Raw genomic sequence first — 22,267 nt, forward strand, 5'->3', positions numbered from 1 at the left:
TCCTTTGAATACTTTATAATTCGACAATCTTACCTGTTTCAAAGTAAACAACCCATTCACAGATATTTTTAGCATAGTCACCGATACGCTCCAAGTAGGAAATAACTTGGAAATAATCACGACCCGTAACAATGGCTTCTGGATTTTTCTTAATCTCTTCAGTCGCAAGGTCACGGATAGTTTCAAAATAGTGGTTAATTTGCTCATCCATGGAGGCTACCCGGTATGCGTCGTCAACAGAACCATTAAGATAAAGATCAAGTGCTGCTTCAACAACGCTTTTAACTTCACGTCCCATTTTTTGAATTTCTTCCTCTACAGCTGGGATGCGTTCTTCCCCCTTCATACGGATGGTTGCCTGGGCAATGGCTACAGCGTGATCCCCCATACGCTCCACATCTGATACAGCCTTAAGGACAGTCAAGACTGTACGCAAATCTTGAGAGACTGGTTGTTGGAGTGCAATCATTTCAAATGATTTCTTTTCCAGTTTCACTTCGTATTCATTTACTTCTGCGTCATCTTCGATGACCTCTTTTGCCAGGTCACGGTCATGCGTGACAAAGGCACGCACCGTACGATTGATTTGTGAGAGCACTTCTTGTCCCATAGCGTAGAACTGGTTATGTAATTTCTCTAAATCTTCTTCAAATTGAGATCGTAACATCTTTCATCTCCTTATCCAAATTTTCCTGTAATATAGTCTTCCGTTTCCTTGTGTTGGGGATCAAGGAACATCTGCTTGGTATCATTAAATTCAATCAAATCTCCATCTAGGAAAAATCCTGTCTTATCAGAGATACGTGAAGCTTGTTGCATGGAACGGGTTACCAGAAGCATGGTGTACTTGTCTTTTAGACCATACAAGGTTTCCTCAATTTTACCAGCTGAAATCGGATCCAAAGCCGAAGTTGGCTCATCCAAGAGGATGATTTTAGGACTGGTTGCCAAGACACGGGCCACACAGACACGCTGCTGTTGACCACCTGACAATCCAATAGCTGAATCATGTAGACGATCCTTGACCTCATCCCAGATAGAGGCACCTTGCAAGGCTTTTTCTACGGCTTCATCCAGAACCAGCTTATCCTTAATTCCATTGATACGAAGCCCGTAGACAACATTCTCATAGATAGTCATAGGGAAAGGATTAGGTTGTTGGAAAACCATTCCGATTTCCTTACGTAATTCAACCGTATCTGTACGCGGACTGTAGATGTTGTGACCATTGTACACCACGGATCCAGTTGTGGTCACCTCTGGATTGAGATCTCCCATGCGGTTGAGAGACTTGAGGAGGGTTGACTTCCCTGATCCAGATGGACCAATCAAGGCTGTAATTTCCTTAGGTTGGAAAGATAGGGAAACACTATTCAAAGCCTTCTTTTTATTATAATAAACGGACAGGTCTGATACCTGTAAAATCGCATCTGTCATACGGTTTCCTTTCTAACCAAAGTGACCAGATACATAGTCATTGGTGGACTGTAGCTTGGCATTTTGGAAAATAGTTGCAGTTTTGTCATACTCAATCAAATCACCCAAGTAAAAGAAGCCTGTATAGTCACTTGCACGAGCAGCCTGCTGCATATTATGCGTTACAATGATGATGGTAAAGTCTTTCTTGAGCTCAAACATGGTCTCTTCTAGTTGCATGGTCGCAATCGGATCCAAGGCTGAGGCTGGCTCATCCATTAAGAGGATATCTGGCTTAACAGAGATGGCACGAGCAATACAGAGACGTTGTTGCTGACCACCTGATAAGGTCAAGGCTGACTTGTGGAGATCGTCTTTAACCTGATCCCAGAGGGCAGCCTGACGAAGGGAGGTTTCTACGATTTCATCTAGGACTTGCTTATCCTTAACTCCAGCACGTTCATGCGCAAAGGTAATATTACGGTAAATTGACTTAGCAAATGGATTAGGGCGTTGAAAAACCATTCCAATGTGTTTACGCATTTCATAAACGTTGATTTCTGGACGGTTGACATCAATTCCACGATAGAGAATCTGCCCAGTTACTTTAGCAATATCAATAGTATCATTCATGCGATTGAGACTGCGTAAGTAGGTAGATTTCCCCGATCCCGACGGACCAATCAAAGCTGTAATTTTATTTCTTTCAAATTGCATATCAATCCCCTTAATGGATTCATTTTTACCATAGTAAACATGGACATCCTTAGTAGAAAGGGCTACTTTTTCTTCAGGAAAGGTAAGGATATGCTTCTCATCCCAGTTATATGTTGACATGGCTTCTCCTTTAGACAGCGGTTAATTTCTTGTGTAGATAGTTTCCGAACTTACGAGCTCCAAAGTTAAAAATCAGGATAAAGATTAGGAGCACAGCGGCAGAACCTGCTGATACAATAGTTCCATCTGGAATAGTGCCTTCACTATTGACCTTCCAGATATGGACAGCCAAGGTTTCTGCTTGACGGAAGATAGAGATGGGGCTAGTCACACTGAGGATATTCCAGTTAGACCAGTCAAGAGCTGGCGCCGATTGCCCTGCTGTATAAATCAGAGCTGCAGCTTCGCCAAAGATACGACCAGATGCCAAGACGACACCCGTTACAATACCTGGAAGCGCTTCTGGAATAACAACATGAACCACTGTCTCCCAACGAGAAATCCCAAGAGCCAGACCAGCCTCACGTTGGGTATGGTGAACATGTTTCAAACTATCCTCTACATTACGCGTCATCTGAGGCAAGTTAAAGACTGTCAAGGCCAAGGCACCTGAAATGATTGAAAATCCATACTCAAACTGGACTACAAAGATCAAGTAACCAAAGAGCCCCACCACCACTGATGGTAAAGAGGACAAAATTTCAATACAAGTCCGCACAAAGTTGGTAACAGGACCTTTTTTAGCATATTCAGCCAAGTAAATCCCAGCTCCCATAGAAAGAGGTACAGAAATAATCAAGGTAATGACCAATAGGAAAAAGGAATTGTAAAGCTGAATGCCAATCCCACCACCTGCTTGAAAAGCAGAAGACCTTCCAGTCAAGAAAGACCAAGAGATATGGGGCAAGCCCCGAACCAAGATATAGAGAATCAAGGAAGCCAAGATTGTCACAATGATGCTAGCAATCGTATAGAGGACAGCTGTTGCAAGTTTATCTAATTTCTTAGCGCGCATAATTTTTCTTTCCTCTTTCTTTCGTAATCAATTTAATCACACTGTTAAAAACTAAACTCATCAAGAGCAGTACCAAGGCCAGTGACCAGAGAACATTATTATTTACAGTTCCCATGACAGTGTTCCCAATTCCCATAGTTAATATAGAAGTTAAAGTTGCAGCTGGTGTGGTCAAGGAAGTTGGGATAACAGCTGAGTTTCCGACAACCATCTGGATAGCTAAAGCCTCACCAAAGGCACGCGCCATCCCAAAGACCACTGCAGTGAAAATACCAGAACGGGCCGCCTTCAAGATCACACGCCAGATAGTCTGCCAGCGAGTGGCTCCCATAGCGAAACTAGCCTCACGATAATAACGAGGAACCGCACGCAAGCTATCCGTTGTCATAAAGGTTACGGTCGGCAAAATCATGACAAAGAGGACGGAAATCCCTGACAAAATCCCAAAACCAGTCCCACCAAAGACACTGCGAACAAAGGGAACGACGACTTGCAAGCCAATAAATCCATACACTACTGAAGGAATCCCAACCAGGAGTTCAATAGCTGGTTGCAAAATCTTCGCCCCTTTTGGTGATACTTCGGTCATAAAAACTGCTGCACCAATAGCAAAGGGGGTTGCGATAAGGGCTGAGAGAATGGTAACGATAAAGGAACCCAAAATCATAGGAAGGGCACCAAATTCTTTACTAGAAGGATTCCAAGTTCCTCCCAAAAGAAAGTCAAAGATATTCACACCATTGACAAAGAAGGTCGACAAGCCTTTTTGCGCTACGAAAACCAAAATCATGGCCACAAGGATGACTATCAAAGAAAGACAGGCAAAGGTCAAACCTTTTCCTAATTTCTCCAGACGAGAATTCTTTGATGGAAGCAACATTTTCTTAGCTAATTCTTCTTGATTCATTATTGTCTCCCTTCCAACACTGTCACAGTTCCGGCAGCATCTTTTTCAACCTTCATTTCCTTAATCGGAATATACTTCAATCCTTTGACAATCCCTTCTTGGGTCTCATCCGAGAGAACAAAATTGAGAAATTCTGCAGCTAACTCATTGGGCTGCCCCAATGTATACATATGCTCATAAGACCACAAGGGCCAATTATTGCTACTTATATTTTCTGGACTTAAGTCATAACCATTCAACTTCATGCTTTTGACCGAATCATCTATATAGGTAAGAGATAAATAAGAGATAGCTCCTGGACTTTTTGATACGATTGATTTTACCGCTCCATTTGAATCCTGCTCCTGACTTTGCATGGCAGACTGACCTTCCATAATGACAGTATCAAAGGTAGCACGAGAGCCAGAGCCGGCTGCCCGATTGATAACAGAGATGGGTAAGTCCTTACCACCAACCTCTTTCCAATTGGTTACCTCACCTATGAAGATTTGACGAAGTTGCTCTGTCGTTAGGTTATCAACATCAACCTCCTTATTGGCAATCAGAGCCAAACCAGCTACCGCGACCTTGTGGTCAACAAGAGCAGAAGCATCAATTCCGTCTTTTTCCTCAGCAAATACATCTGAGTTTCCTATATCAACTGCCCCAGACTGAACCTGGGACAAGCCTGTACCAGAACCTCCCCCTTGGACATTGACCGTTTTTCCAACATGGATCGTGCCAAATTCATCTGCCGCTACTTCAACCAAGGGTTGCAAGGCAGTTGAGCCAACAGCCGTTATGGATTCTCCACGATCAATCCAGCTAGCACAGCCTACTAAACAAGCCGTCAGCCAAAAAGCGATAAGAGACAGAGCAAGCTTTTTTCTTTTTTTCACTGTTTTTCTCCTCGAAAATAATTATGAATACTGTGAATTTTTTAAGTAGTTCTTTATGAGTTGACGCATGAATTCTTACCAAATTTCTGCGCAATTGATTATTTATATAATATAGGCTATATTACTCTTTTCTAACCTCCTTTTTTCATATGTGGATAAAATCTCTTGTCTATCCCTTCCCCCATTGTCACCCATTATAGTCATTTCGTGTCTCTTTTTCCCCTTTTTAATGCAAGGAAAAGGTTACTCTCCTTAGATGATAATCCAAAAGCTAGAAAGGTATCTCAAACCTCTCTACTCTCCCAGACTAGTTTACAACTAAAAGGAAAAGATTCTATTTTATGGGAAATCTAGTTTACAAGCGGTAAGAACGCTAATAACTAAACTTCTTGTACTCTTTGAAAATCTCTTCAAACCAGGTCAGCCTTGCCTTGTTATAGGTATGTACCTATTTGGTCAGTCCTATCTACAACTTTAAAGCAATGCTTTGTAACTGACTCCGTCAGTCCTATTTGCAACCTCAAAACAGTATTTTGAGCTATCTATGGCTAGCTTCCTAGTTTGCTCTTTGATTTTCATTGAGTAGTAAAACTACATGTGATGGCAATCAAGATATCAAGAATCATCCTACTAAAAAAATCCATACTTTCACTATAACATAGAATAAGATATTTGACTAGCATTTTCACTTGAATCTGAGGCCTTTTGGAAAATAATTTTTCAAAACATTTCCAGTAACCTTTGCAAAGCCCAAGCCATTGCCTTTAACCAAAACTTGGTACCAACCATTTGGCAGACTTTCTGCCAGCTGAACAGTTTCTCCAGCCACATACTTGACAAACGCTTCTTGGCCAATTTCAACCGATTGTTCGACCTGACTCGGTTTCAAGGCTAGACCAAGAGCAAAACTGGGCTCAAAGCGTTTCTTCTTAAAAGTGCCCAGATGTAGTCCATTGCGAGCAATCTTGAGCTTACCTAAATCTGGCAAGAGTTCTGGTAAGAGATAGAGTTGGTCCCCAAAAGTCTGCAAGATTCCCGGTAGATTGACCTTCAAATGGTTTTGGGCAAATTCTTGCCACAAGGCAACTTGTTCTCGACCAAGATTGCTCTTACTTGCCTTACATTTAGGAGTTGGATTGTTACCCTTAAACTGTAGATGGGCTACAAACTGACCCTCTCCCTTAAACTGATGAGGGTACATCCGAGCCGTTTCTGGCAGGTCAATACCAGCTACCATTCCATTGATATGCTCTACTGGCAACAAATCAAAATCATACTCTTCCAGCAACCACTTAACAATCTCTTCGTTTTCCTCGGGTGCCCAGGTACAGGTTGAATAAACCAGACGACCACCTTCAGCTAGCATGGTTACTGCATCTGCTAAAATTTCTCTTTGCAAGCTAGCACATTGACTCGGATACTCTAAGCTCCAATAGTTCATAGCATCTGGTTGCTTACGAAACATTCCTTCACCAGAGCAAGGGGCATCAAGGACAATGAGGTCAAAATAGCCTTTAAAGACCTTGGCCAAGCGGTCAGCAGATTCATTGGTCACCACAACATTTGTCGCTCCAAAGCGCTCCATGTTTTCTACTAAAATCTTAGCCCGTTTGCTTGAAATTTCATTGGAGACGAGAAGGCCCTCTCCAGCTAGATAGGCTGCTAGTTGAGTTGATTTACCTCCCGGTGCAGCTGCCAAGTCCAAGACCTTCATACCAGGACTGGGCTGGGCTACCTGAGCAACCATCTGAGCAGCAGGTTCTTGCGAATAAACTAAACCAGTAGCATGCTCAGGCGATTTCCCTGAAACCTTCCCATAATGTCCCCAAGGAGTTTGAGGAATGGTATCAGAAAAGGAAAGTTGCGCTTCTTTTAAAGGATTGACCCGAAAGGCCGAAACCGCTTCCTCCTCAAAAGAGGCAAGAAAATCTCTTGCCTCATCTCCTAGTATCTCTTCATATTTTTCAACAAATCCTTCTGGAAATTGCATTTAAGTTCTTTTCCTTTCGTAAATATAGGACTGAATTTCCTCCTGCATCTCAAGAGGTAGCATCATGACCGGTTGTCTGGTTTGAAAATCAAGCGGTTGACCAGATAGGGTCACCACCCGATAACCCAGACTTTCCCCTAAAATACTAGCCGCAGCATAATCCCATGGTTGCAGATAAGTGACATAGGTCAACAAACGCCCTGACAAAATCTTGGCAAAACTAATGGCCGCACTCCCATAGACACGAACACCGAGGACGGCTCGACTCAAATCAGCTAGTCCCCATTCATTGGTTTCTAGCATACCACTATTTCCTGCAATGAGAAAATCTCCAAGTGGTTTTGGTTTAAAGGGAGCTAGGGGCTTATTATTTCGACAAACTGGAAAGACCCCACCACCGTGGTAACAATCCCCTTTGACCACATCATAAATTAGGCCAAACTGTCCCTGACCATTTTCAAAATAAGCCATCATAACAGCAAAATCTTCCTGCTGGGCTACAAAGTTATTGGTACCATCAATGGGATCAATGACCCAAACCTTGCCCTCTTGAACCGAAGCTCGCAGACACCCTTCTTCAGCACAAATCTTATCCTCAGGATAACGGGACAAAATCTCACCAACCAAGAGTTCCTGAACTTCCTTGTCCAGTCTGGTCACCAAATCTGTTGGAGAGGACTTGGTCTCAACACGCAAGTCTTCCTGCATGTGGTCAAGGATGTACTGACCCGCTTTCTTAATTAGCTCTTTAGCAAATTCAAATTTACTTTCCAAGAGAAATCTTTCCTTCCCCTTTTTCCTTAGCCGCCTGAACTGCTCGGTAAAGCGAATAGCCACTGACTGTTTCAAATTCTCGTCCCAAACGTTTTTCTTCACTCTTTCTTGGCACAACCGCCTTGAATCGCTTATAGGAGTCCAGTAACTTTTTAGCCTCTACCTTGCCTTCATAGGCAGCTTCAACATCATTAAAAAAAGAAAGCACTGAAGCAAGTTCTTCAGTGCTCCACGACAAATCTAGTGGGTAACTATACTGTTTGTTCATTAACTAATACCAGCTCTCATTCTTGCTTCTTTTAGTTCTTGCTTACGGTAACTACGAGGGAGAAAAGCACGAATCTCATCTTCATTAAAACCGATTTGCATGCGCTTGGCATCAATAATAATTGGACGACGCAAAAGACTAGGATACTGCTCAATCAAATGAAGCAATTCCGATACCGAAATACTCTCTACATCAATATTCAATTTTTGAAAAATTTTTGAACGAGTTGAAATGATGTCATCAGTACCATTTTCGGTCAAGGAAAGGATGTGTTGCAATTCTTTTCTTGTTAAAGGACTGGTCATAATATTGTGTTCCACAAAGGGAACCTTATGTTTTTCTAACCAGGCCTTAGCCTTACGACATGATGTACAGCTCGGTGATAGAAATAGTGTAATCATGCTTTTCTCTTCTTATCTATACTTTGCTACTTCTATTATACAAAAAAATAAAGCGCTTGACTAGAGATTTTTAGAAAAAAAGCCTATTTTTTCAAGAAAAATAGACTGTTCGCGAACGATTGACACAATTGGATTTGGTTAATTCACTCTTAACGATGGTTTTAAACGATATGTATTTTTATATATACAAATTAAAAACAGCTTTCGGTTCACTTCCTACGACTTTTCAGATACAGATAGCCAAAGAAGCTCTCATAGAGGGCAAAAAAGAGGAGGAAGGCATGAAGGAAGAAGGTCTCTGGCAAAATCAGAATCACTGGATCCTTGGCTGGGTCAAAAAGCCAGGTATCATCTCCCACAAAGAGAATTTGATGGAAAAGGGTAAAGAATTGGTCAAAACCAATCAAAACTCCCCCAAGCCCAATCAGCAAAGGCAAAACCACTAGAGCCAGGAGACTTTTACGATAAAGAGACAAAAAGCCCTTTTTCACAATCCCGTTGACAAAGAAATAGAAACTTGGCAGTGTCACTAGAGCTACTATCTGAACCAAGTGGAAGAGATTCTTGACCACTGCAAAATGGTGTAGCCCAGCAGATGACGAACGAAAATCTGGCATCTCTAGGACCTGACTAAATGGATTGGTCAGATAATTCATCAAAATATGAAAATTGTATTGAATAGTTTCTGGTTTTAGATAGACTCGATTCGTTAAGTTTAGCCACTGAATTTCCAGCGGATAAAAAATCCAAGCCAGATAAATGGTCATAAGGATTGAGAGGGAGAGGAGAAAGAGCATAGAGGCCCAAAAGGTCAGTTTAGTTTTCATCAAAATCCCACTCCGCAAGGCTAGAAACCACATGAGTCGGTGCGATTGGCAGGTCTGCTACTTCTTCTGCCTTGGTAAAACCTGTCGTCACCAAGAGCGTTGGAATGCCATTGTCAATCCCAGCCCGAATATCAGTCAGATAATTGTCCCCAACCATGATCAACTCTTCACGTTCCAAACCTAAGTGCTCAACCGCCTTGTCCATAATGATGGCATTTGGTTTTCCAATATAAACAGGCTTCACTCGTGTTGCTACTTCAAGCAGGGTAATCAGTGAACCAGCACCAGGCAAAAGACCACGCTCTGTCGGGATATTGAGGTCAGGATTGGTTCCAATAAAATGAGCTCCCTTTTGGATAGCTAGAGTTGCTGTGGCAAATTTTTCATAGTCGACTTGCCAGTCCAGACCTACTACCACATAGGCAGGATTTTCCTTGTCTTCCACATAGCCAGCCGCCTTGATGGCTTCCTTGAGCCCTGATTCTCCGATAACATAGACAGTCTTTTCCAGTCCCAAGTCATTCATATAGTCGATAGTTGCCAAAGTCGCTGTGTAGACAGTCGATAGAGGCGTATCGATATTAAAATTCTGAGCCAACATTTCTTGAACACTCTCAGGAGTACGGGTTGTATTGTTGGTCACAAAGAGATAGGGGATGTCTCGCTTTTGCAATTCATGGACAAAAGCCTCTCCTGCTGGGATTCTGTCTTTGCCCTTATAAATGGTTCCGTCTAAATCAATTAAATAGCCTTTATATTTCATCTATTTCTCCCTAAGCCTTTTTTATTTCTTGCCAAGTAATAATAGCCTGTGCATTGGTAGCCCCGTCGCTTGTAATTTCATGCTTGCTTTCCAGTCCAGTCCGTTCAACAGACGATATGATTACCCCACCTGGTCGAACTTCCTTGACATACTTGAGGTTGATTTTCTTGGGAATATAGTGGGTCAAAAAATCCGCTCCCATGACCTCAAAAATCCAGTCCAAGTATTTACTGTTATTGACATGACCATTCATATCCAAGTCGTAAAAACGAACATGGTAATCCTTGCTGATCGGCTTTTCCAAGGACTCATACTTCGGTCCACGGATAAGTTTTTTATCAAAATCAGACTGGTAAGGAGCCACAATCTCAGGTTCAACAGCATGGACTTTTCGACTGTCGCGGTCCATGAGAACAAAAGTCGCCATCATGTGGATGAGTTCCTGACCTGCTTCATCATAAATGGTAAAGCGACGGTAGCAAAAGAGCCGATTGTAGCTCAAAGCTTCCGTTTCGATGGTGATTTCTTCCCCAAAACGAGGCAAACGAACCACCTCAATATCGTATTCTGTGATAATCCAGACCAGATTATGATCTTCTAAAATGGCCTTATCACTAACTCCCAGTTCAATCGACTGCATCCCTGAAACTTGTAGGGACAGCAAAATCACATCTGGAAGTTTGATATGACCGTTCATGTCAGCCATATCAAAAGGAATTTTCATGTTCATTTGATAAGTTAAGCCCATCATCCTACTCCAAAATAAATCGTTCTGCTACGGTGTCTCCTAAGAAGAGACCTCTTTTTGTCATGCGAACTCGGTCACCGTCTATTTGCATGAGACCCTGTTGAACCAAGTCTCTGACAATTTCTCCATAAAGTCCATCAAAAGACCGTCCAAATTTTTCCTCAAATCGCGCCATGGAGACTCCTGATTTCTTGCGGAGTCCCAGGAACATTTCTTCTTCCATTTGCTCTTTTTGACTCAGGTACTCCTCTGTGATACGAGCATTGCCTTCCTCAACCGCATTAAGATAATGGCGAATGGGACCATGATTTTTATATCGAATACCATTGACATAACCAGATGCTCCAGCACCGATGCCATAGTATTCAGCATTGTCCCAGTACATAAGATTGTGGCGACTTTCAAAACCAGGTTTGGAGAAATTAGAAATCTCATAATGCTCAAAGCCTGCTCGCTCAAGCTCAGTGATGATGTACTCAAACATCTCCGCTTCCAGTTCCTCCTTAGGCAGAGGCAATTTCCCTCGTCGCATACGGTTCATAAAGACCGTATGATTTTCCAAAATCAAGCTATACAAACTCATGTGGGGAATATCCAGTCCAATGGCCTTAGCCACATTTTCCTGAACCTGCTCCATGGTCTGACCAGGCAGCGCATAAATCAAATCAATGGAGATGTTGTCAAAACCAGCCAATTTCAGGCGGTCGATATTTTCATAAATATCCTTCTCCAAATGACTGCGCCCAATCTTTTTCAGCATCTTGTCGTCAAAGGTCTGCACGCCTAGCGAAACACGATTGACAGCCGAGTTTTTCAAAACAGCAATCTTATCCGCGTCCAAGTCGCCTGGATTGGCTTCAATGGTCAACTCTTCCAAGGCAGACAAGTCCAAGTTTTTAGTCAAGCCCTTCAATAACACCTCCAGTTGCGGAGCTGACAAGGCTGTTGGTGTCCCACCACCAATGTAGAGGGTCCGCAACTTTTGAATATCATAAGAACGAAACTCTTCTAACAGATGCTCTAAATAACTGTCGACTGGCTGATTCTTAATAAAAACTTTTGAAAAATCACAATAATAACAAATCTGGGTACAAAATGGGATGTGCACATAGGCTGACGTTGGTTTTTTCTGCATAGTACTTATTATACCACAAAAGCGAACAATACTTAGAATTCCCTTTAACAAAATCCTAGCATTGTTCGCTTTCTTTATCTAAACATTCTTTTTATTTTATGACGAACACGATTCCCAGAACCAATCTAGTTTGTCTTTACAATACAAAAGAATGAATGTTCATTTGACTAAATTTTTAGTCTTCTTTTTTCTTTCCAAGAGCAAGTCCGAGACCGCCTAGCAGACCAAGAAGTTCTAGAGATGCAAGAGTCGCATTTGATTCTGTTCCTGTATTTGGCAATACATTTTGAGAATCATTTGATTTAGCTCCGTTATCACTATCACTAGCATCTGTAGTATCTTCATGATTTTCATTCGGAGTAACTGCATCTGGAATTGGAGTTGTTGGTGCAGGTGTATCTTGATCAGAACCTCCATTAGTAGCAGGTGTGACTGGAGTTGCTGGAGTGACTTTACCTGGTGTTACCTTAGCTGGTGTTGTTATATTATTAGCAATGTGTTCTGTGATATGACCGTCCTTTGAGTCTACATCATAAGTGGTTGTAGTAACTGTTTTACCTTTAGCTCCTTCAATACGTTCATTAGGTGTGTCAACTTCTCGTTCACCATCTCTAACATATTCAACTTCAGGTTCAATCGGGGTTTCTACTACTTTGTCCTTGGCTGCGACTTTGACGACTGTATTCGTTGGTTCTTTCGTTTTCCCATAAGTTAGCACGGTTGTTGGAGTTATCTTACCTGTTTTTGGATTAACTTCATAGGTAGTGGTCTCAATCACATCACGACCTTCAGAATCTTTAGATTGTTCAACCTTAGTTTTAGCTCCTACTTTAACGATTGTCTTACCTGCTGGGGTGACGACTGGGGTGCCAACGTGTTCTGTGATATGACCGTCCTTTGAATCTACATCGTAAGTGGTTGTAGTAACTGTTTTACCTTTAGCTCCTTCAATACGTTCATTAGGTGTGTCAACTTCTCGTTCACCATCTCTAACATATTCAACTTCAGGTTCAATTGGTGTTTCTACTATTTTGTCCTTGGCTGCGACTTTGACTATTGTTGCTGTTGGATTTACTACTACTGCTTTTCCTACTGTTTCTGTAATAGCGCCTGTAGTAGAATCAACACTATATGTTGTTGTGATAGTACTTGAACCTGCTTGGCCTGCTTCTTCCACATTTGGTTGATTTTTGTCGCGTGTATCATCTTTCACATATTTCTTAGGTGATGAGATTTCTGTTTTTTCTACTTTGTCCTTCGCTGCGACTTTGACGACTGTATTCGTTGGTTCTTTCGTACGAACTGGTTTACCTTCACTTGCTGTAATCTTTCCAGTATTAGTGTCCACAGTGTAAGTTGTTGTGATAGTGTCTTCACCATCTTCACCTTTAACAGTAGTTGGGACTGTACCTTTTTCTTTCGTATCATCTTTTTCGTAAACTACTGGAGATGGTACTACCATCTTCTCAATCGTTAGTTCTTTCCTTGTCCCGTAAGTAGTTACTGTTGTAGAAGTTACCTTACCTGTTTTTGGATCAACTTCATAAGTTGTAGTGTTGATAACTTCACGACCTTGGTCATCCTTGCTACTCTCAACCTTAGTTTTAGCTCCAACCTTAACTATTGTTTTACCAGCTGGGGTGACCACTGGCTTACCAACCTGTTCTGTGACTGTTCCATTATTTGGATTAACGTCATACCTTGTAGTCGTTACAGATTTTCCTTTTGCTCCTTTTCTAGGCTTGTCTGGTGTACCAAAGTCACGAGTGTCATCTCTTTCATAAACCACTGTGGGCTCAATTGGCGTTTCTACTACTTGATCCTTAGCCGCGACTTTAACGATTGTTTCTGTTGGATTTACTATTACTGGATTTCCTTCATTTGGAGTAACTTCCCCATTGTCTGGATTTACTGTGTAAGTCGTGGTGGTTGTCTTACTTCCGTCTTTTCCTGGGACAGTAATATTGGCTTGGCCTTTTTCTCGACTAGCATCTTTTTCGTATTTTACTGGAGATGGGATTGTTTCTACGTCTACTCTATCCTTAGCTCCTACTTTTACAACTCTAGCTATTGGTAGAGTTACGACTTCTGATCCCCCTTTTGTTGGAGTTAGGGCTCCATTTACTGGATTTACGCTATAGGTTGTGATGACTTTAGATTTTCCTGATCTCCCTAGAAATTGAACGGTATCAGTACCTTTTGGACTGTTTTCATCTTTTAAATAAACTGTTTTGGGTTCAACTGAATTATACTCAACTATATCCTTCGCGCCACCTTTATTGACTACTTCTTCCTTCTTAGTCGAAGTAAGGCTGCCAGTTTTTGAGTTTACTGTGTAGCTTGTTGTCTTCTTAACAACGTCGTCTCCTTTTTTAATGTATTCTACTTCATCCTTGGCTGCGACTTTGACAACTGTTTCTATTGCCGGTTGCTTAACTACTGGTTGTCCTACATGTTCAATCAGATCTCCAGTGTTAGGATCTACACTATAAGTTGTTGTTACTGTACTAGTACCTGAAGTACCAGTTGTTGTTACATTAGCTTCACCTTTAGCTCTTGTGGCATCTTTTTCATAACGTACACTTGGCTCAAGTTGGGTAACGACAACTGTAGATTTGGCTCCATCTTTCTTAAACACTTCATCAATTGTATTGTTAGTAATCTGTCCTGTATCGAGATCTTTCATACTCACAGTTATTGACTTAATGATGTCATCTCCGCGTTTACTATATACAACAGTTTCTCCAACTTTTTCTACAGATTTAACTGTTGCAATGTTTTTATCTTGATAACCTGTCCCATCTAAGGAAATTCGTTTCCCAGATATAAACTCTGATCGTCTATTAATCATATCAGCTTCAAAATAAGAACGTGAACTGTGACCTCCACTGGTTCGTCCAACATTTATAACAACATCACTATCATTGCTGACGCCTTTTCTTATCGCCAAATCATTATCAACAATATAATGAGTCATTTTACCAGACTTGGCTATTTTTTTGCTATCTAAACCTTTTTGCCAAAATTCACGACTGGAAAGCAAATTGGTCACAACTTTTGGAGCATTAAAGGTTGTGCCTTTTTTTAATACATTATTATAAACGTTTCTATAAGCCAACTGTTCTTTAGGAGACATGACTCTGCTGTCAGAATATGCCAACTGATAAGCTTCAACCATTGCCCGTTGTACTAAATATCCTCCTAAAGAATGACCTGTCAAATAAAGATTAGTAATACTCTTATCTTTAGCTAGTTCATGCATAATATTTTCTGCATCTATCCCTTGTTGAGGATTGCTTCCTAATCCAAGTGTTATATCAGCTCCTATATCTTTCGCATCACTTGTTCCACGAAAGGCTAATACTTGTGCAGTTCCATTTGGTAAATATAAGAAATCACTCTTCGTTTCATACAAGACAGCATCTAGTCCACTGGAGGTATGGTAACTTTTCTTCCTTTCCCAATAAGGCCCCAATTCCTTATTCATCATCATATACTCATAACGTGGTTTACTGTCACCATTCTTTTTATATAACTCTGACTCTGTTAAGGGTCTCTTATGATCCAGCACTCTATCAATATAATTATCATCACGGTAGGATAATTCCATGAACATAATCATATCGCGCTCACTTACATTCCATTTTAATTTTTCATCTGGCTTTTCTTTACTGTCAATAATACCATCACCATCAGTATCTTCTAATAAGGGATGACTATTATAACCTACATATTTTTTCCCACCTTTTTCATAAATATAAAGTTCTTCTTTATCCTTCAAGTAATCATCATCTGTATAGGCTTCTGGACTTAACTTAGAGCCGTTTAACAATAAACTATCAAGCTTATTACCTTCTGAACCGATTACTCCTGCTTTTATTTGCTTAGCATACTCATCAGTTAATTCATACTTTTTAACCTCGGAAGGATTTGATGCTGCTCTCACCGCTGGAGTGCTTGATCTGTCTTCACCCGCCACGAAATCCCTTGTGATCAAGCTATTATTTTCCTTATTCCCAGATCTGACGGGTTCTGTAGTCCTTGTAAATCCTATTGGAACATCTCTGGTATCTAACTCAGAAGAAGGATTATTTTGATTATCTAGCATAGGTTGAACTTCTTCTCTTTTATCCACAGAAGATGGAGAATTTTCCGTAGAAGCAAGTACTCCCTGGGATGGTGTAAACAAAGCAATGCCTATTAATACAGAAGCCACTCCAACAGAAAACTTTCGAATCGAAAAACATTGACGTTTATTAAAAATATCTTTCATTTTACCAACTTTCTTTCTAGCTATTTTTTACAAAATAGAGAGTTCTACTATTTTCCCTTGACAAAATACTAAACCCTTTCTTGACTAAAATTTTAGAACTTTTCCTCTGCTTGATTATAAACTACCACATTGATTTCTAATCATAAAAAAATGAATTGCTTAATATTAATAAAATATCAGTAAAATATAAAAAATGTAAATATTTCACTTTCAACACTGCCATTATACCATAATACTCAATGAAAATCAAAAAACGCATAATATCAGGCCTTGAAAAACCTTGATACTATGCGTTTGATTATGGGAAGATCTACTTCATTTTCTCCTAGAATTGAGTTTTTGCCCAGTCTCATCAAATCTAGATTTTTTCTTCTTTGATATCAATCACAATCTCTTCTGATTCATCAAGAATTTCGGCCTTTTCTTGCCATTGCTCTTTGAGATTATTGAATCGATATTTTGATACTTCTGTCGCTTGACGAGCACATGATTTGGCTTGAGCAAGGACGCTGTCCACAGTGATTTCACCCGACTCAACCCGTTCTTTGGTTTTAAGAACAAAATCTGTAGCCTGCTCCTTGACTTCTGTCAGTTTTTCACAGACCTGCTCCTTGGCATACTCTGGATTTTCTCTCAAATCATCCAGAAAATCTTGAGCCTGACTGCAAACTTGTTTGCCCTTGTCGCTTGTTAAAAACAAGGCAAGAGCTGCACCTGAAACGGTTCCTAAAAGGATTGAGGATAATTTACCCATAAGGATTCTCCTTTTTTATTTTTTTAAAAATTTACTTGCAAGACGAAGAGCTGATAAACTTGCCCCAGTCTTGAGTGTTTTTGAACCAGCTGATGAAGCTTTCTTGCTCAAGACACGCGCATGGTCATTGAGGTCTGAAACAGATAGAGATAAATCTGCAACAGCACTAAAGAGTGGATCAATCGTTGCCACCTTGACATTAATATCATCTGCCAAGACATTGATCTTAGACAGCAATTCATTGGTATGATGCAAGGTCACATCCACATCTGAAGTCAAGGTTTTAATCGTCTTCTCTGTTTCATCGATAACACGGCCAAGCTTTTGTACAGTAATGATTAGATACACTAAAAATACAATCAAAGCAAGGGCAACAAAAATATATGCAACTTCTAACATTTAGTTTTCCTCCTCTGTAACATAGTAAGGGGCCTTCTTTCGATTTTGATATAGAATGATAAAAATACCCAGTCCGATAAGGACAACTGATAGCCATTGAGACACTCGAAGGCCAAAGAACATGAGACTATCTGTTCGCATGCCTTCGATGACCATACGACCGAAACCATACCAAATCAAGTAAAAAGCCGTGATATGACCTCGTCTGAGACTTTTCCATTTTCGTCTAAAAATCAGAATCAAGGCAAATCCAAGTAGATTCCATAGGGACTCATAAAGAAAGGTCGGCTGACGGTAGCTCCCCTCAATATACATCTGGTCACGAATAAAGACAGGTAGATAATCCAAATTATCCACTGCTGCACCATAAGCTTCTTGGTTAAAGAAATTGCCCCAGCGACCCAAACTTTGGGCAATCATGACGCTAGGCGCCGCAATATCTAGAAAATCCCAAGTGTTAATGAGTTTACGATCAGCAAAGATATAGAGTACAAGTGCCCCAGTTATCAAACCACCGTAAATGGCCAAACCACCATTCCAAATGGCAAAAATCTCTCCCAAATTCTGACTATAATAATCAAAACGGAAAATGACATAGTAGAGACGAGCTCCTAAAATAGACAAGGGAAAGGCTATCAAGATAAAATCTAAAATATCGTCTGGTATGATCTTCTTTCTAGGCGCTTCTTTCATGGTCAAATAAACCGCAAGAATCAAACCTGTAACAATACACAAGGCATACCAACGAATGGCTAGAGGGCCTAGTTGAATAGCAATTGGATCAAGCATTAGGCACCTCATTTCGAGCGATGAGACTTGTCAGTCGTTCTTCGAACAAACGGGTCGCATCAAAGCCCATTTCCTTGGCACGATAATTCATGGCAGCTGCCTCAATCACGACAGAAATATTACGACCTGTTTTAACTGGAATGCGGATACGAGGAATGGCTACGCCAGAAATTTCTATTTCCTCTGCATTGTTTCCAAGACGATCAAAAGTCTTATGTGTATCATAGTTTTCCAAATAGACAGCAAGTTGAACCTGTGAAGAATCCTTGACGGCACTGGCACCGTAGAGGCTCATGACATCGATAATCCCAACCCCACGAATTTCAATCAGGTGTCTCAAGATTTCAGCCGGTTCACCCCAAAGAGTAATCTCATCCTTGGCAAAGATATCGACCCGGTCATCAGCTACCAAGCGGTGACCACGTTTGACAAGTTCCAGACCTGTCTCACTCTTACCAATTCCACTATCTCCCTGAATCAAGACGCCCATCCCATAGATATCCATCAAAACCCCATGAACACTGGTACGTTCTGCCAAACGAGAATCCAGATAGCTAGATAACTCTCCAGATAAACGACTTGTCGCTGTACGGCTGGTTAAAATAGCAATCTTACATTCTCTGGCTGCTTTTAACATCTCCTCTGGAACCACCAAACCACGGGCAACAATGACCGCTGGTGTCTCAGGTAGAAACATTTTTTTCAAAACTTCATAACGGCTGTTGGAAGGCATGCTGATCAGATAAGACCACTCCTTCATCCCCAAAAGTTGAATCCGCTCTGGCGTGTAGTAGTCAAAATAACCTGTCATTTCAAGACCAGGTCGCGTAATATCTGCTGTATTGATTTCCTTTTCAAGCAATTCTGGTTCGCCATAGACAATGTCTAGTCTAAGCTTTTCAATCACTTCTTTTACTAAAACCGACATCATTTCCTCCTTCAATCGAGTTCTTCTCTCTATTATATCAAATTGTAGGAGGAAGTTTCAGATTTTTGCAGGCTTTGGAGTATTTATTTATACTCAATGAAAATCAAAGAGCAAACTAGGAANNCATACATACGGCAAGGCGACGTTGACGTGGTTTGAAGAGATTTTCGAAGAGTATTAAAAGAAAAAGGACTAGATTTCTCTAGCCTTTCATTTCAATTAGAATTTTTTACGTTTACGAGCTGCTTCTGATTTACGTTTACGTTTTACAGAAGGTTTTTCATAGAATTCACGTTTGCGTGTTTCTTGAAGAGTACCAGCTTTAGTAACCGCACGTTTGAAACGACGAAGTGCGTCGTCAAGAGATTCATTCTTACGTACTACTGTTTTAGACATTTTTTTCACTCCCTTCAAGTTCAATATCTATTTTATTCTACACGTAAAAGGAATAATTGTCAAGCAAAAATGCGGTTTAATTTTGATTTTTTCTTCCATTTATACAAGAGTTGAAAGCGTTCAACAGAACATTGCTTTTTATTTTTCAAGTAAGCTAAGCGCTTCAGCATCCGCAATAATGGTCACATCAGGGTGATTTTGGAGACTACTTGCAGGTAGATTCTCAGTCACTGGGCCAGACACTGTTCCGGCAATGGCTTCTGCTTTCGACTCACCGTAGGCAAAGAGAAGGATTGACTTGGCATCCAAGATGTTCTTAATCCCCATTGAAATAGCTTGGGTTGGGACGTCTTCAATCTTGTCAAAAAAGCGCGCATTGGCTTCAATAGTAGACTGGTCAAGTTCTACTAGATGCGTTTGACTGTCAAATGGAGTACCAGGCTCATTAAAGCCGATATGCCCATTGCGACCGATTCCCAAGATTTGCAGGTCAACTGGATGGTCAGCCAAAATTTGGTTGTAGCGTTCAACTTCAGCTTCAGCATGATCCTTAACACCACGAGGCAAGAAACTTTCTTTAAATGGTTTTTGGTTGAACAAGTTTTCTTGCATGAAGTGACGGTAAGACTGTGGATTGTCGCCATCAAGGCCTACATACTCATCAAGGTTGACACTGGTTAGATTTGAAAAATCGAGGTCACTTTCAACAATTTCCTTATAAAATTCAAGTGGACTACTTCCTGTCGCAAGCCCTAAGGTTTGAGCGCCATTGGCTAATTTTTCCTTCAAAATCTCAAAAGCAACTTTTCCACCTTCGATTTGGTTTTCAACTTTAATAACTTTCATCTTTTCATCCTCCATTTCTATCTATTTTTATTATATGGTATAGACCAATTTTTGTCAAGTGAAAACGATTTAATTTCTAAAAAAAGAGCGTCTATACTTGAAACATGTTATAATGGATAGGATTAGAACTTAGAAAGAATGAACAGATATATGAATACAGCTGATTTTGACTTCCACTTACCTGAGGAATTGATTGCCCAAACACCCCTTGAAAAACGAGATGCCTCTAAACTCCTCATCGTCAACCGTGAGACAGGAAAAATGCAGGACAAACACTTCCACTCCATTATTGATATGCTGGAACCTGGTGATGCCCTCGTTATGAACGACACCCGCGTTCTCCCTGCCCGCCTCTATGGTCAAAAGGAAGAAACTGGAGGCCATGTGGAACTTCTCCTGCTCAAAAATACTGCTGGAGATGAGTGGGAAGTTCTGGCTAAACCTGCCAAACGCCTCAAGGTCGGTACTCGTATCAGCTTTGGTGATGGTCGCCTCAGCGCTGTCATTACAGAAGAATTGACCCACGGAGGCCGCATTGTCCGCTTCGAATACCACGGAATTTTCCTAGAAGTTTTGGAAAGTCTGGGAGAAATGCCATTACCACCTTATATCCATGAAAAACTAGATGACCGTGAACGCTATCAAACCGTTTACGCCAAGGAAAGTGGCTCTGCTGCTGCACCGACTGCTGGTCTTCACTTCACCAAAGAACTGTTGGCAGAAATCCAAGCTAAGGGTGTTCATCTAGTCTATCTGACTCTCCATGTCGGACTCGGTACCTTTAGGCCCGTTTCTGTTGATAATCTGGACGAACACGAAATGCACTCAGAATTCTACCAACTTTCTGAGGAAGCTGCTGCCACCCTTCGCTCTGTTAAGGAAAATGGTGGTCGCGTCATCGCTGTCGGAACCACTTCTATCCGCACCTTGGAGACCATTGGTTCCAAGTTTGATGGGCAAATCCAAGCAGATTCTGGCTGGACCAATATCTTTATCAAACCTGGATATGAATGGAAGGTTGTTGATGCCTTCTCAACTAACTTCCACCTGCCAAAATCAACTCTGGTCATGTTAGTTTCTGCCTTTGCTGGCCGCGAATTAGTCTTAGATGCCTACCACCATGCCATCCAAGAACACTACCGCTTCTTTAGTTTTGGCGATGCCATGTTTATTTATTGAGAAAGAATTTCTCTAAATCTTCTAATACCAATAAATCGCTAAGATATTATTTCAAAGAACATCTACAATTGAAACTCTAGCTAGCTGTAGAGGACGCCTAGTACATTGAAATTAAAATGCTTCCCCCTAGCTTCGAAAATATTGCCATATATTGCGTTGACTCTCCAAATTGATTCATCTATATTTTATTTCAGCTTCCTATATTTTCTTCGCTGTTTGTAAATCAAAATGCAAGACACATGAGTAGCACCATATTTGTTACTCTTATCTGTCCTCTCAAGAGACTATTATGAGTTGTTTCAGAATCATTCACTACTTTGACCCTGACTCTCCTTAGTCTCAAAATCAAAGACTTATACTCTTCGAAAATCTCTTCAAACCGCGTCAGCTTCATCCACAACCTCAAAACAGGGCTTTGAGCAACCTGCGGCTAGTTTGCTCTTTGATTTTCATTGAGTATTAAACAAAAAGTGAACAAACCTGAATTCTAATGTACAGAAGACTAGGTTTGTTCACTTTTTTATAGTCGCTATAAGATGAGCTTATCTATAGCTTTTTATACATAATTATATATCCAGACATACTATTATCAATTGTGTCGCAGGGAGGAATCTGTTAACGCACCCATTCACCATTATCATTGACTCTATAGCCATCTATACTTGTATTGATCGCTAGCTCACCCGATGCATTTACATAATACCATTTACTGCCAACTTGGAACCATTGATTGGCTTTCATAGAACCGTTGCTGTTGAGGTAGTACCATGAACCATTATTTTGTAGCCAACCTATCTCCATAGAACCATTATCGTTGAGATAGTACCATGAACCATCAACTTGCTCCCAACCTGTTGCCATGGA

General features: G+C 40.8%; 21 protein-coding genes and 2 pseudogenes. 1 reads left to right on the forward strand and 22 read right to left on the reverse strand.

Annotated elements, in window-relative coordinates; genetic code table 11:
• Window positions 1-13: 13 nt before the first annotated feature.
• The 21 genes and pseudogenes from phoU to HT691_RS02850 form a co-directional block, all read right to left on the reverse strand.
• Window positions 14-667, reverse strand: coding sequence for a phosphate signaling complex protein PhoU (gene phoU, locus HT691_RS02750; RefSeq protein WP_000946465.1), 654 nt, complete (start codon window positions 665-667; stop codon window positions 14-16).
• A gap of 11 nt (window positions 668-678) precedes the next feature.
• Complete coding sequence (gene pstB, locus HT691_RS02755) at window positions 679-1,437, reverse strand: phosphate ABC transporter ATP-binding protein PstB (RefSeq protein WP_000128635.1); 759 nt, start codon at window positions 1,435-1,437, stop codon at window positions 679-681.
• Window positions 1,438-1,449: 12 nt separating this feature from the next.
• Window positions 1,450-2,253 carry a phosphate ABC transporter ATP-binding protein PstB gene (gene pstB, locus HT691_RS02760; RefSeq protein WP_000109215.1) on the reverse strand — a complete coding sequence of 268 codons (804 nt, stop codon included), beginning with the start codon at window positions 2,251-2,253 and terminating at the stop codon, window positions 1,450-1,452.
• A 10-nt stretch (window positions 2,254-2,263) separates the two neighbouring features.
• Window positions 2,264-3,148, reverse strand: a complete 885-nt coding sequence (pstA, locus tag HT691_RS02765; RefSeq protein WP_001201787.1) for a phosphate ABC transporter permease PstA — start codon at window positions 3,146-3,148, stop codon at window positions 2,264-2,266.
• Complete coding sequence (gene pstC / locus HT691_RS02770; protein ID WP_001070908.1) at window positions 3,138-4,055, reverse strand: phosphate ABC transporter permease subunit PstC; 918 nt, start codon at window positions 4,053-4,055, stop codon at window positions 3,138-3,140. Before pstC ends, pstA begins: the two co-directional genes overlap by 11 nt.
• On the reverse strand, window positions 4,055-4,933 hold the full coding sequence (pstS, locus tag HT691_RS02775) for a phosphate ABC transporter substrate-binding protein PstS (protein ID WP_000746334.1): 879 nt from the start codon (window positions 4,931-4,933) through the stop codon (window positions 4,055-4,057). The genes pstC and pstS overlap by 1 nt, the downstream gene beginning before the upstream one ends.
• Before the next feature lie 685 nt (window positions 4,934-5,618).
• The gene (locus HT691_RS02780) at window positions 5,619-6,923 is read right to left on the reverse strand and encodes an RsmF rRNA methyltransferase first C-terminal domain-containing protein (RefSeq protein WP_001160256.1); all 1,305 of its coding nucleotides are present in this window, start codon (window positions 6,921-6,923) and stop codon (window positions 5,619-5,621) included.
• Entirely contained in the window at window positions 6,924-7,697 is a 774-nt protein-coding gene (locus HT691_RS02785; RefSeq protein WP_000444027.1) for an inositol monophosphatase family protein, read from the reverse strand.
• Window positions 7,687-7,965, reverse strand: coding sequence for a UPF0223 family protein (locus HT691_RS02790; protein WP_001041980.1), 279 nt, complete (start codon window positions 7,963-7,965; stop codon window positions 7,687-7,689). Before HT691_RS02790 ends, HT691_RS02785 begins: the two co-directional genes overlap by 11 nt.
• Window positions 7,965-8,366, reverse strand: a complete 402-nt coding sequence (locus HT691_RS02795; protein ID WP_000631259.1) for a Spx/MgsR family RNA polymerase-binding regulatory protein — start codon at window positions 8,364-8,366, stop codon at window positions 7,965-7,967. Before HT691_RS02795 ends, HT691_RS02790 begins: the two co-directional genes overlap by 1 nt.
• Before the next feature lie 209 nt (window positions 8,367-8,575).
• The gene (locus HT691_RS02800; protein WP_172925241.1) at window positions 8,576-9,193 is read right to left on the reverse strand and encodes a TIGR01906 family membrane protein; all 618 of its coding nucleotides are present in this window, start codon (window positions 9,191-9,193) and stop codon (window positions 8,576-8,578) included.
• Entirely contained in the window at window positions 9,183-9,956 is a 774-nt protein-coding gene (locus tag HT691_RS02805; RefSeq protein WP_119948167.1) for a TIGR01457 family HAD-type hydrolase, read from the reverse strand. Before HT691_RS02805 ends, HT691_RS02800 begins: the two co-directional genes overlap by 11 nt.
• Window positions 9,957-9,966: 10 nt before the next feature.
• Window positions 9,967-10,704: an acyl-[acyl-carrier-protein] thioesterase gene (locus tag HT691_RS02810; RefSeq protein WP_000524808.1), complete on the reverse strand. Its 738-nt coding sequence runs from the start codon at window positions 10,702-10,704 to the stop codon at window positions 9,967-9,969.
• Between the two features lie 4 nt (window positions 10,705-10,708).
• The gene (gene hemW, locus HT691_RS02815) at window positions 10,709-11,839 is read right to left on the reverse strand and encodes a radical SAM family heme chaperone HemW (protein WP_001170090.1); all 1,131 of its coding nucleotides are present in this window, start codon (window positions 11,837-11,839) and stop codon (window positions 10,709-10,711) included.
• Between the two features lie 175 nt (window positions 11,840-12,014).
• Window positions 12,015-16,112: a G5 domain-containing protein gene (locus tag HT691_RS02820; protein WP_172925242.1), complete on the reverse strand. Its 4,098-nt coding sequence runs from the start codon at window positions 16,110-16,112 to the stop codon at window positions 12,015-12,017.
• A 358-nt stretch (window positions 16,113-16,470) separates the two neighbouring features.
• On the reverse strand, window positions 16,471-16,866 hold the full coding sequence (locus HT691_RS02825; RefSeq protein WP_172925243.1) for a YtxH domain-containing protein: 396 nt from the start codon (window positions 16,864-16,866) through the stop codon (window positions 16,471-16,473).
• Window positions 16,839-17,265: pseudogene (locus tag HT691_RS02830) on the reverse strand (DUF948 domain-containing protein). Before HT691_RS02830 ends, HT691_RS02825 begins: the two are co-directional and overlap by 28 nt.
• Entirely contained in the window at window positions 17,266-18,054 is a 789-nt protein-coding gene (lgt, locus tag HT691_RS02835) for a prolipoprotein diacylglyceryl transferase (RefSeq protein ID WP_054392788.1), read from the reverse strand.
• Window positions 18,047-18,982: an HPr(Ser) kinase/phosphatase gene (gene hprK / locus HT691_RS02840; RefSeq protein WP_000115147.1), complete on the reverse strand. Its 936-nt coding sequence runs from the start codon at window positions 18,980-18,982 to the stop codon at window positions 18,047-18,049. Before hprK ends, lgt begins: the two co-directional genes overlap by 8 nt.
• 219 nt (window positions 18,983-19,201) lie before the next feature.
• Window positions 19,202-19,378 carry a 30S ribosomal protein S21 gene (gene rpsU / locus HT691_RS02845; RefSeq protein ID WP_000048054.1) on the reverse strand — a complete coding sequence of 59 codons (177 nt, stop codon included), beginning with the start codon at window positions 19,376-19,378 and terminating at the stop codon, window positions 19,202-19,204.
• 138 nt (window positions 19,379-19,516) lie between these two features.
• Complete coding sequence (locus HT691_RS02850; RefSeq protein WP_000864588.1) at window positions 19,517-20,224, reverse strand: glucosamine-6-phosphate deaminase; 708 nt, start codon at window positions 20,222-20,224, stop codon at window positions 19,517-19,519.
• Between the two features lie 150 nt (window positions 20,225-20,374).
• Here HT691_RS02850 and queA point away from each other — a divergent pair, with 150 nt between their 5' ends.
• Window positions 20,375-21,403: a tRNA preQ1(34) S-adenosylmethionine ribosyltransferase-isomerase QueA gene (gene queA, locus HT691_RS02855; RefSeq protein WP_023936046.1), complete on the forward strand. Its 1,029-nt coding sequence runs from the start codon at window positions 20,375-20,377 to the stop codon at window positions 21,401-21,403.
• Window positions 21,404-22,018: 615 nt separating this feature from the next.
• Here the strand turns inward: queA and HT691_RS02860 are convergent.
• Window positions 22,019-22,267: pseudogene (locus HT691_RS02860) on the reverse strand (N-acetylmuramoyl-L-alanine amidase family protein); the annotation flags it as partial.

Origin of the sequence: Streptococcus sp. 477 (assembly GCF_013277295.1) — a bacterium.
GTDB lineage: Bacteria > Bacillota > Bacilli > Lactobacillales > Streptococcaceae > Streptococcus > Streptococcus pseudopneumoniae.

What these genes read in the sequence shown, in the direction of transcription:
- phoU (WP_000946465.1), bottom strand. Translation starts at nt 667, where the DNA reads ATGTTACGATCTCAATTTGAAGAAGATTTAGAGAAATTACATAACCAG.
- pstB (WP_000128635.1), bottom strand. Translation starts at nt 1,437, where the DNA reads ATGACAGATGCGATTTTACAGGTATCAGACCTGTCCGTTTATTATAAT.
- pstB (WP_000109215.1), bottom strand. Translation starts at nt 2,253, where the DNA reads ATGTCAACATATAACTGGGATGAGAAGCATATCCTTACCTTTCCTGAA.
- pstA (WP_001201787.1), bottom strand. Translation starts at nt 3,148, where the DNA reads ATGCGCGCTAAGAAATTAGATAAACTTGCAACAGCTGTCCTCTATACG.
- pstC (WP_001070908.1), bottom strand. Translation starts at nt 4,055, where the DNA reads ATGAATCAAGAAGAATTAGCTAAGAAAATGTTGCTTCCATCAAAGAAT.
- HT691_RS02780 (WP_001160256.1), bottom strand. Translation starts at nt 6,923, where the DNA reads ATGCAATTTCCAGAAGGATTTGTTGAAAAATATGAAGAGATACTAGGA.
- HT691_RS02790 (WP_001041980.1), bottom strand. Translation starts at nt 7,965, where the DNA reads ATGAACAAACAGTATAGTTACCCACTAGATTTGTCGTGGAGCACTGAA.
- HT691_RS02795 (WP_000631259.1), bottom strand. Translation starts at nt 8,366, where the DNA reads ATGATTACACTATTTCTATCACCGAGCTGTACATCATGTCGTAAGGCT.
- HT691_RS02800 (WP_172925241.1), bottom strand. Translation starts at nt 9,193, where the DNA reads ATGAAAACTAAACTGACCTTTTGGGCCTCTATGCTCTTTCTCCTCTCC.
- HT691_RS02805 (WP_119948167.1), bottom strand. Translation starts at nt 9,956, where the DNA reads ATGAAATATAAAGGCTATTTAATTGATTTAGACGGAACCATTTATAAG.
- HT691_RS02810 (WP_000524808.1), bottom strand. Translation starts at nt 10,704, where the DNA reads ATGGGCTTAACTTATCAAATGAACATGAAAATTCCTTTTGATATGGCT.
- hemW (WP_001170090.1), bottom strand. Translation starts at nt 11,839, where the DNA reads ATGCAGAAAAAACCAACGTCAGCCTATGTGCACATCCCATTTTGTACC.
- HT691_RS02820 (WP_172925242.1), bottom strand. Translation starts at nt 16,112, where the DNA reads ATGAAAGATATTTTTAATAAACGTCAATGTTTTTCGATTCGAAAGTTT.
- HT691_RS02825 (WP_172925243.1), bottom strand. Translation starts at nt 16,866, where the DNA reads ATGGGTAAATTATCCTCAATCCTTTTAGGAACCGTTTCAGGTGCAGCT.
- lgt (WP_054392788.1), bottom strand. Translation starts at nt 18,054, where the DNA reads ATGCTTGATCCAATTGCTATTCAACTAGGCCCTCTAGCCATTCGTTGG.
- hprK (WP_000115147.1), bottom strand. Translation starts at nt 18,982, where the DNA reads ATGTCGGTTTTAGTAAAAGAAGTGATTGAAAAGCTTAGACTAGACATT.
- rpsU (WP_000048054.1), bottom strand. Translation starts at nt 19,378, where the DNA reads ATGTCTAAAACAGTAGTACGTAAGAATGAATCTCTTGACGACGCACTT.
- HT691_RS02850 (WP_000864588.1), bottom strand. Translation starts at nt 20,224, where the DNA reads ATGAAAGTTATTAAAGTTGAAAACCAAATCGAAGGTGGAAAAGTTGCT.
- queA (WP_023936046.1), top strand. Translation starts at nt 20,375, where the DNA reads ATGAATACAGCTGATTTTGACTTCCACTTACCTGAGGAATTGATTGCC.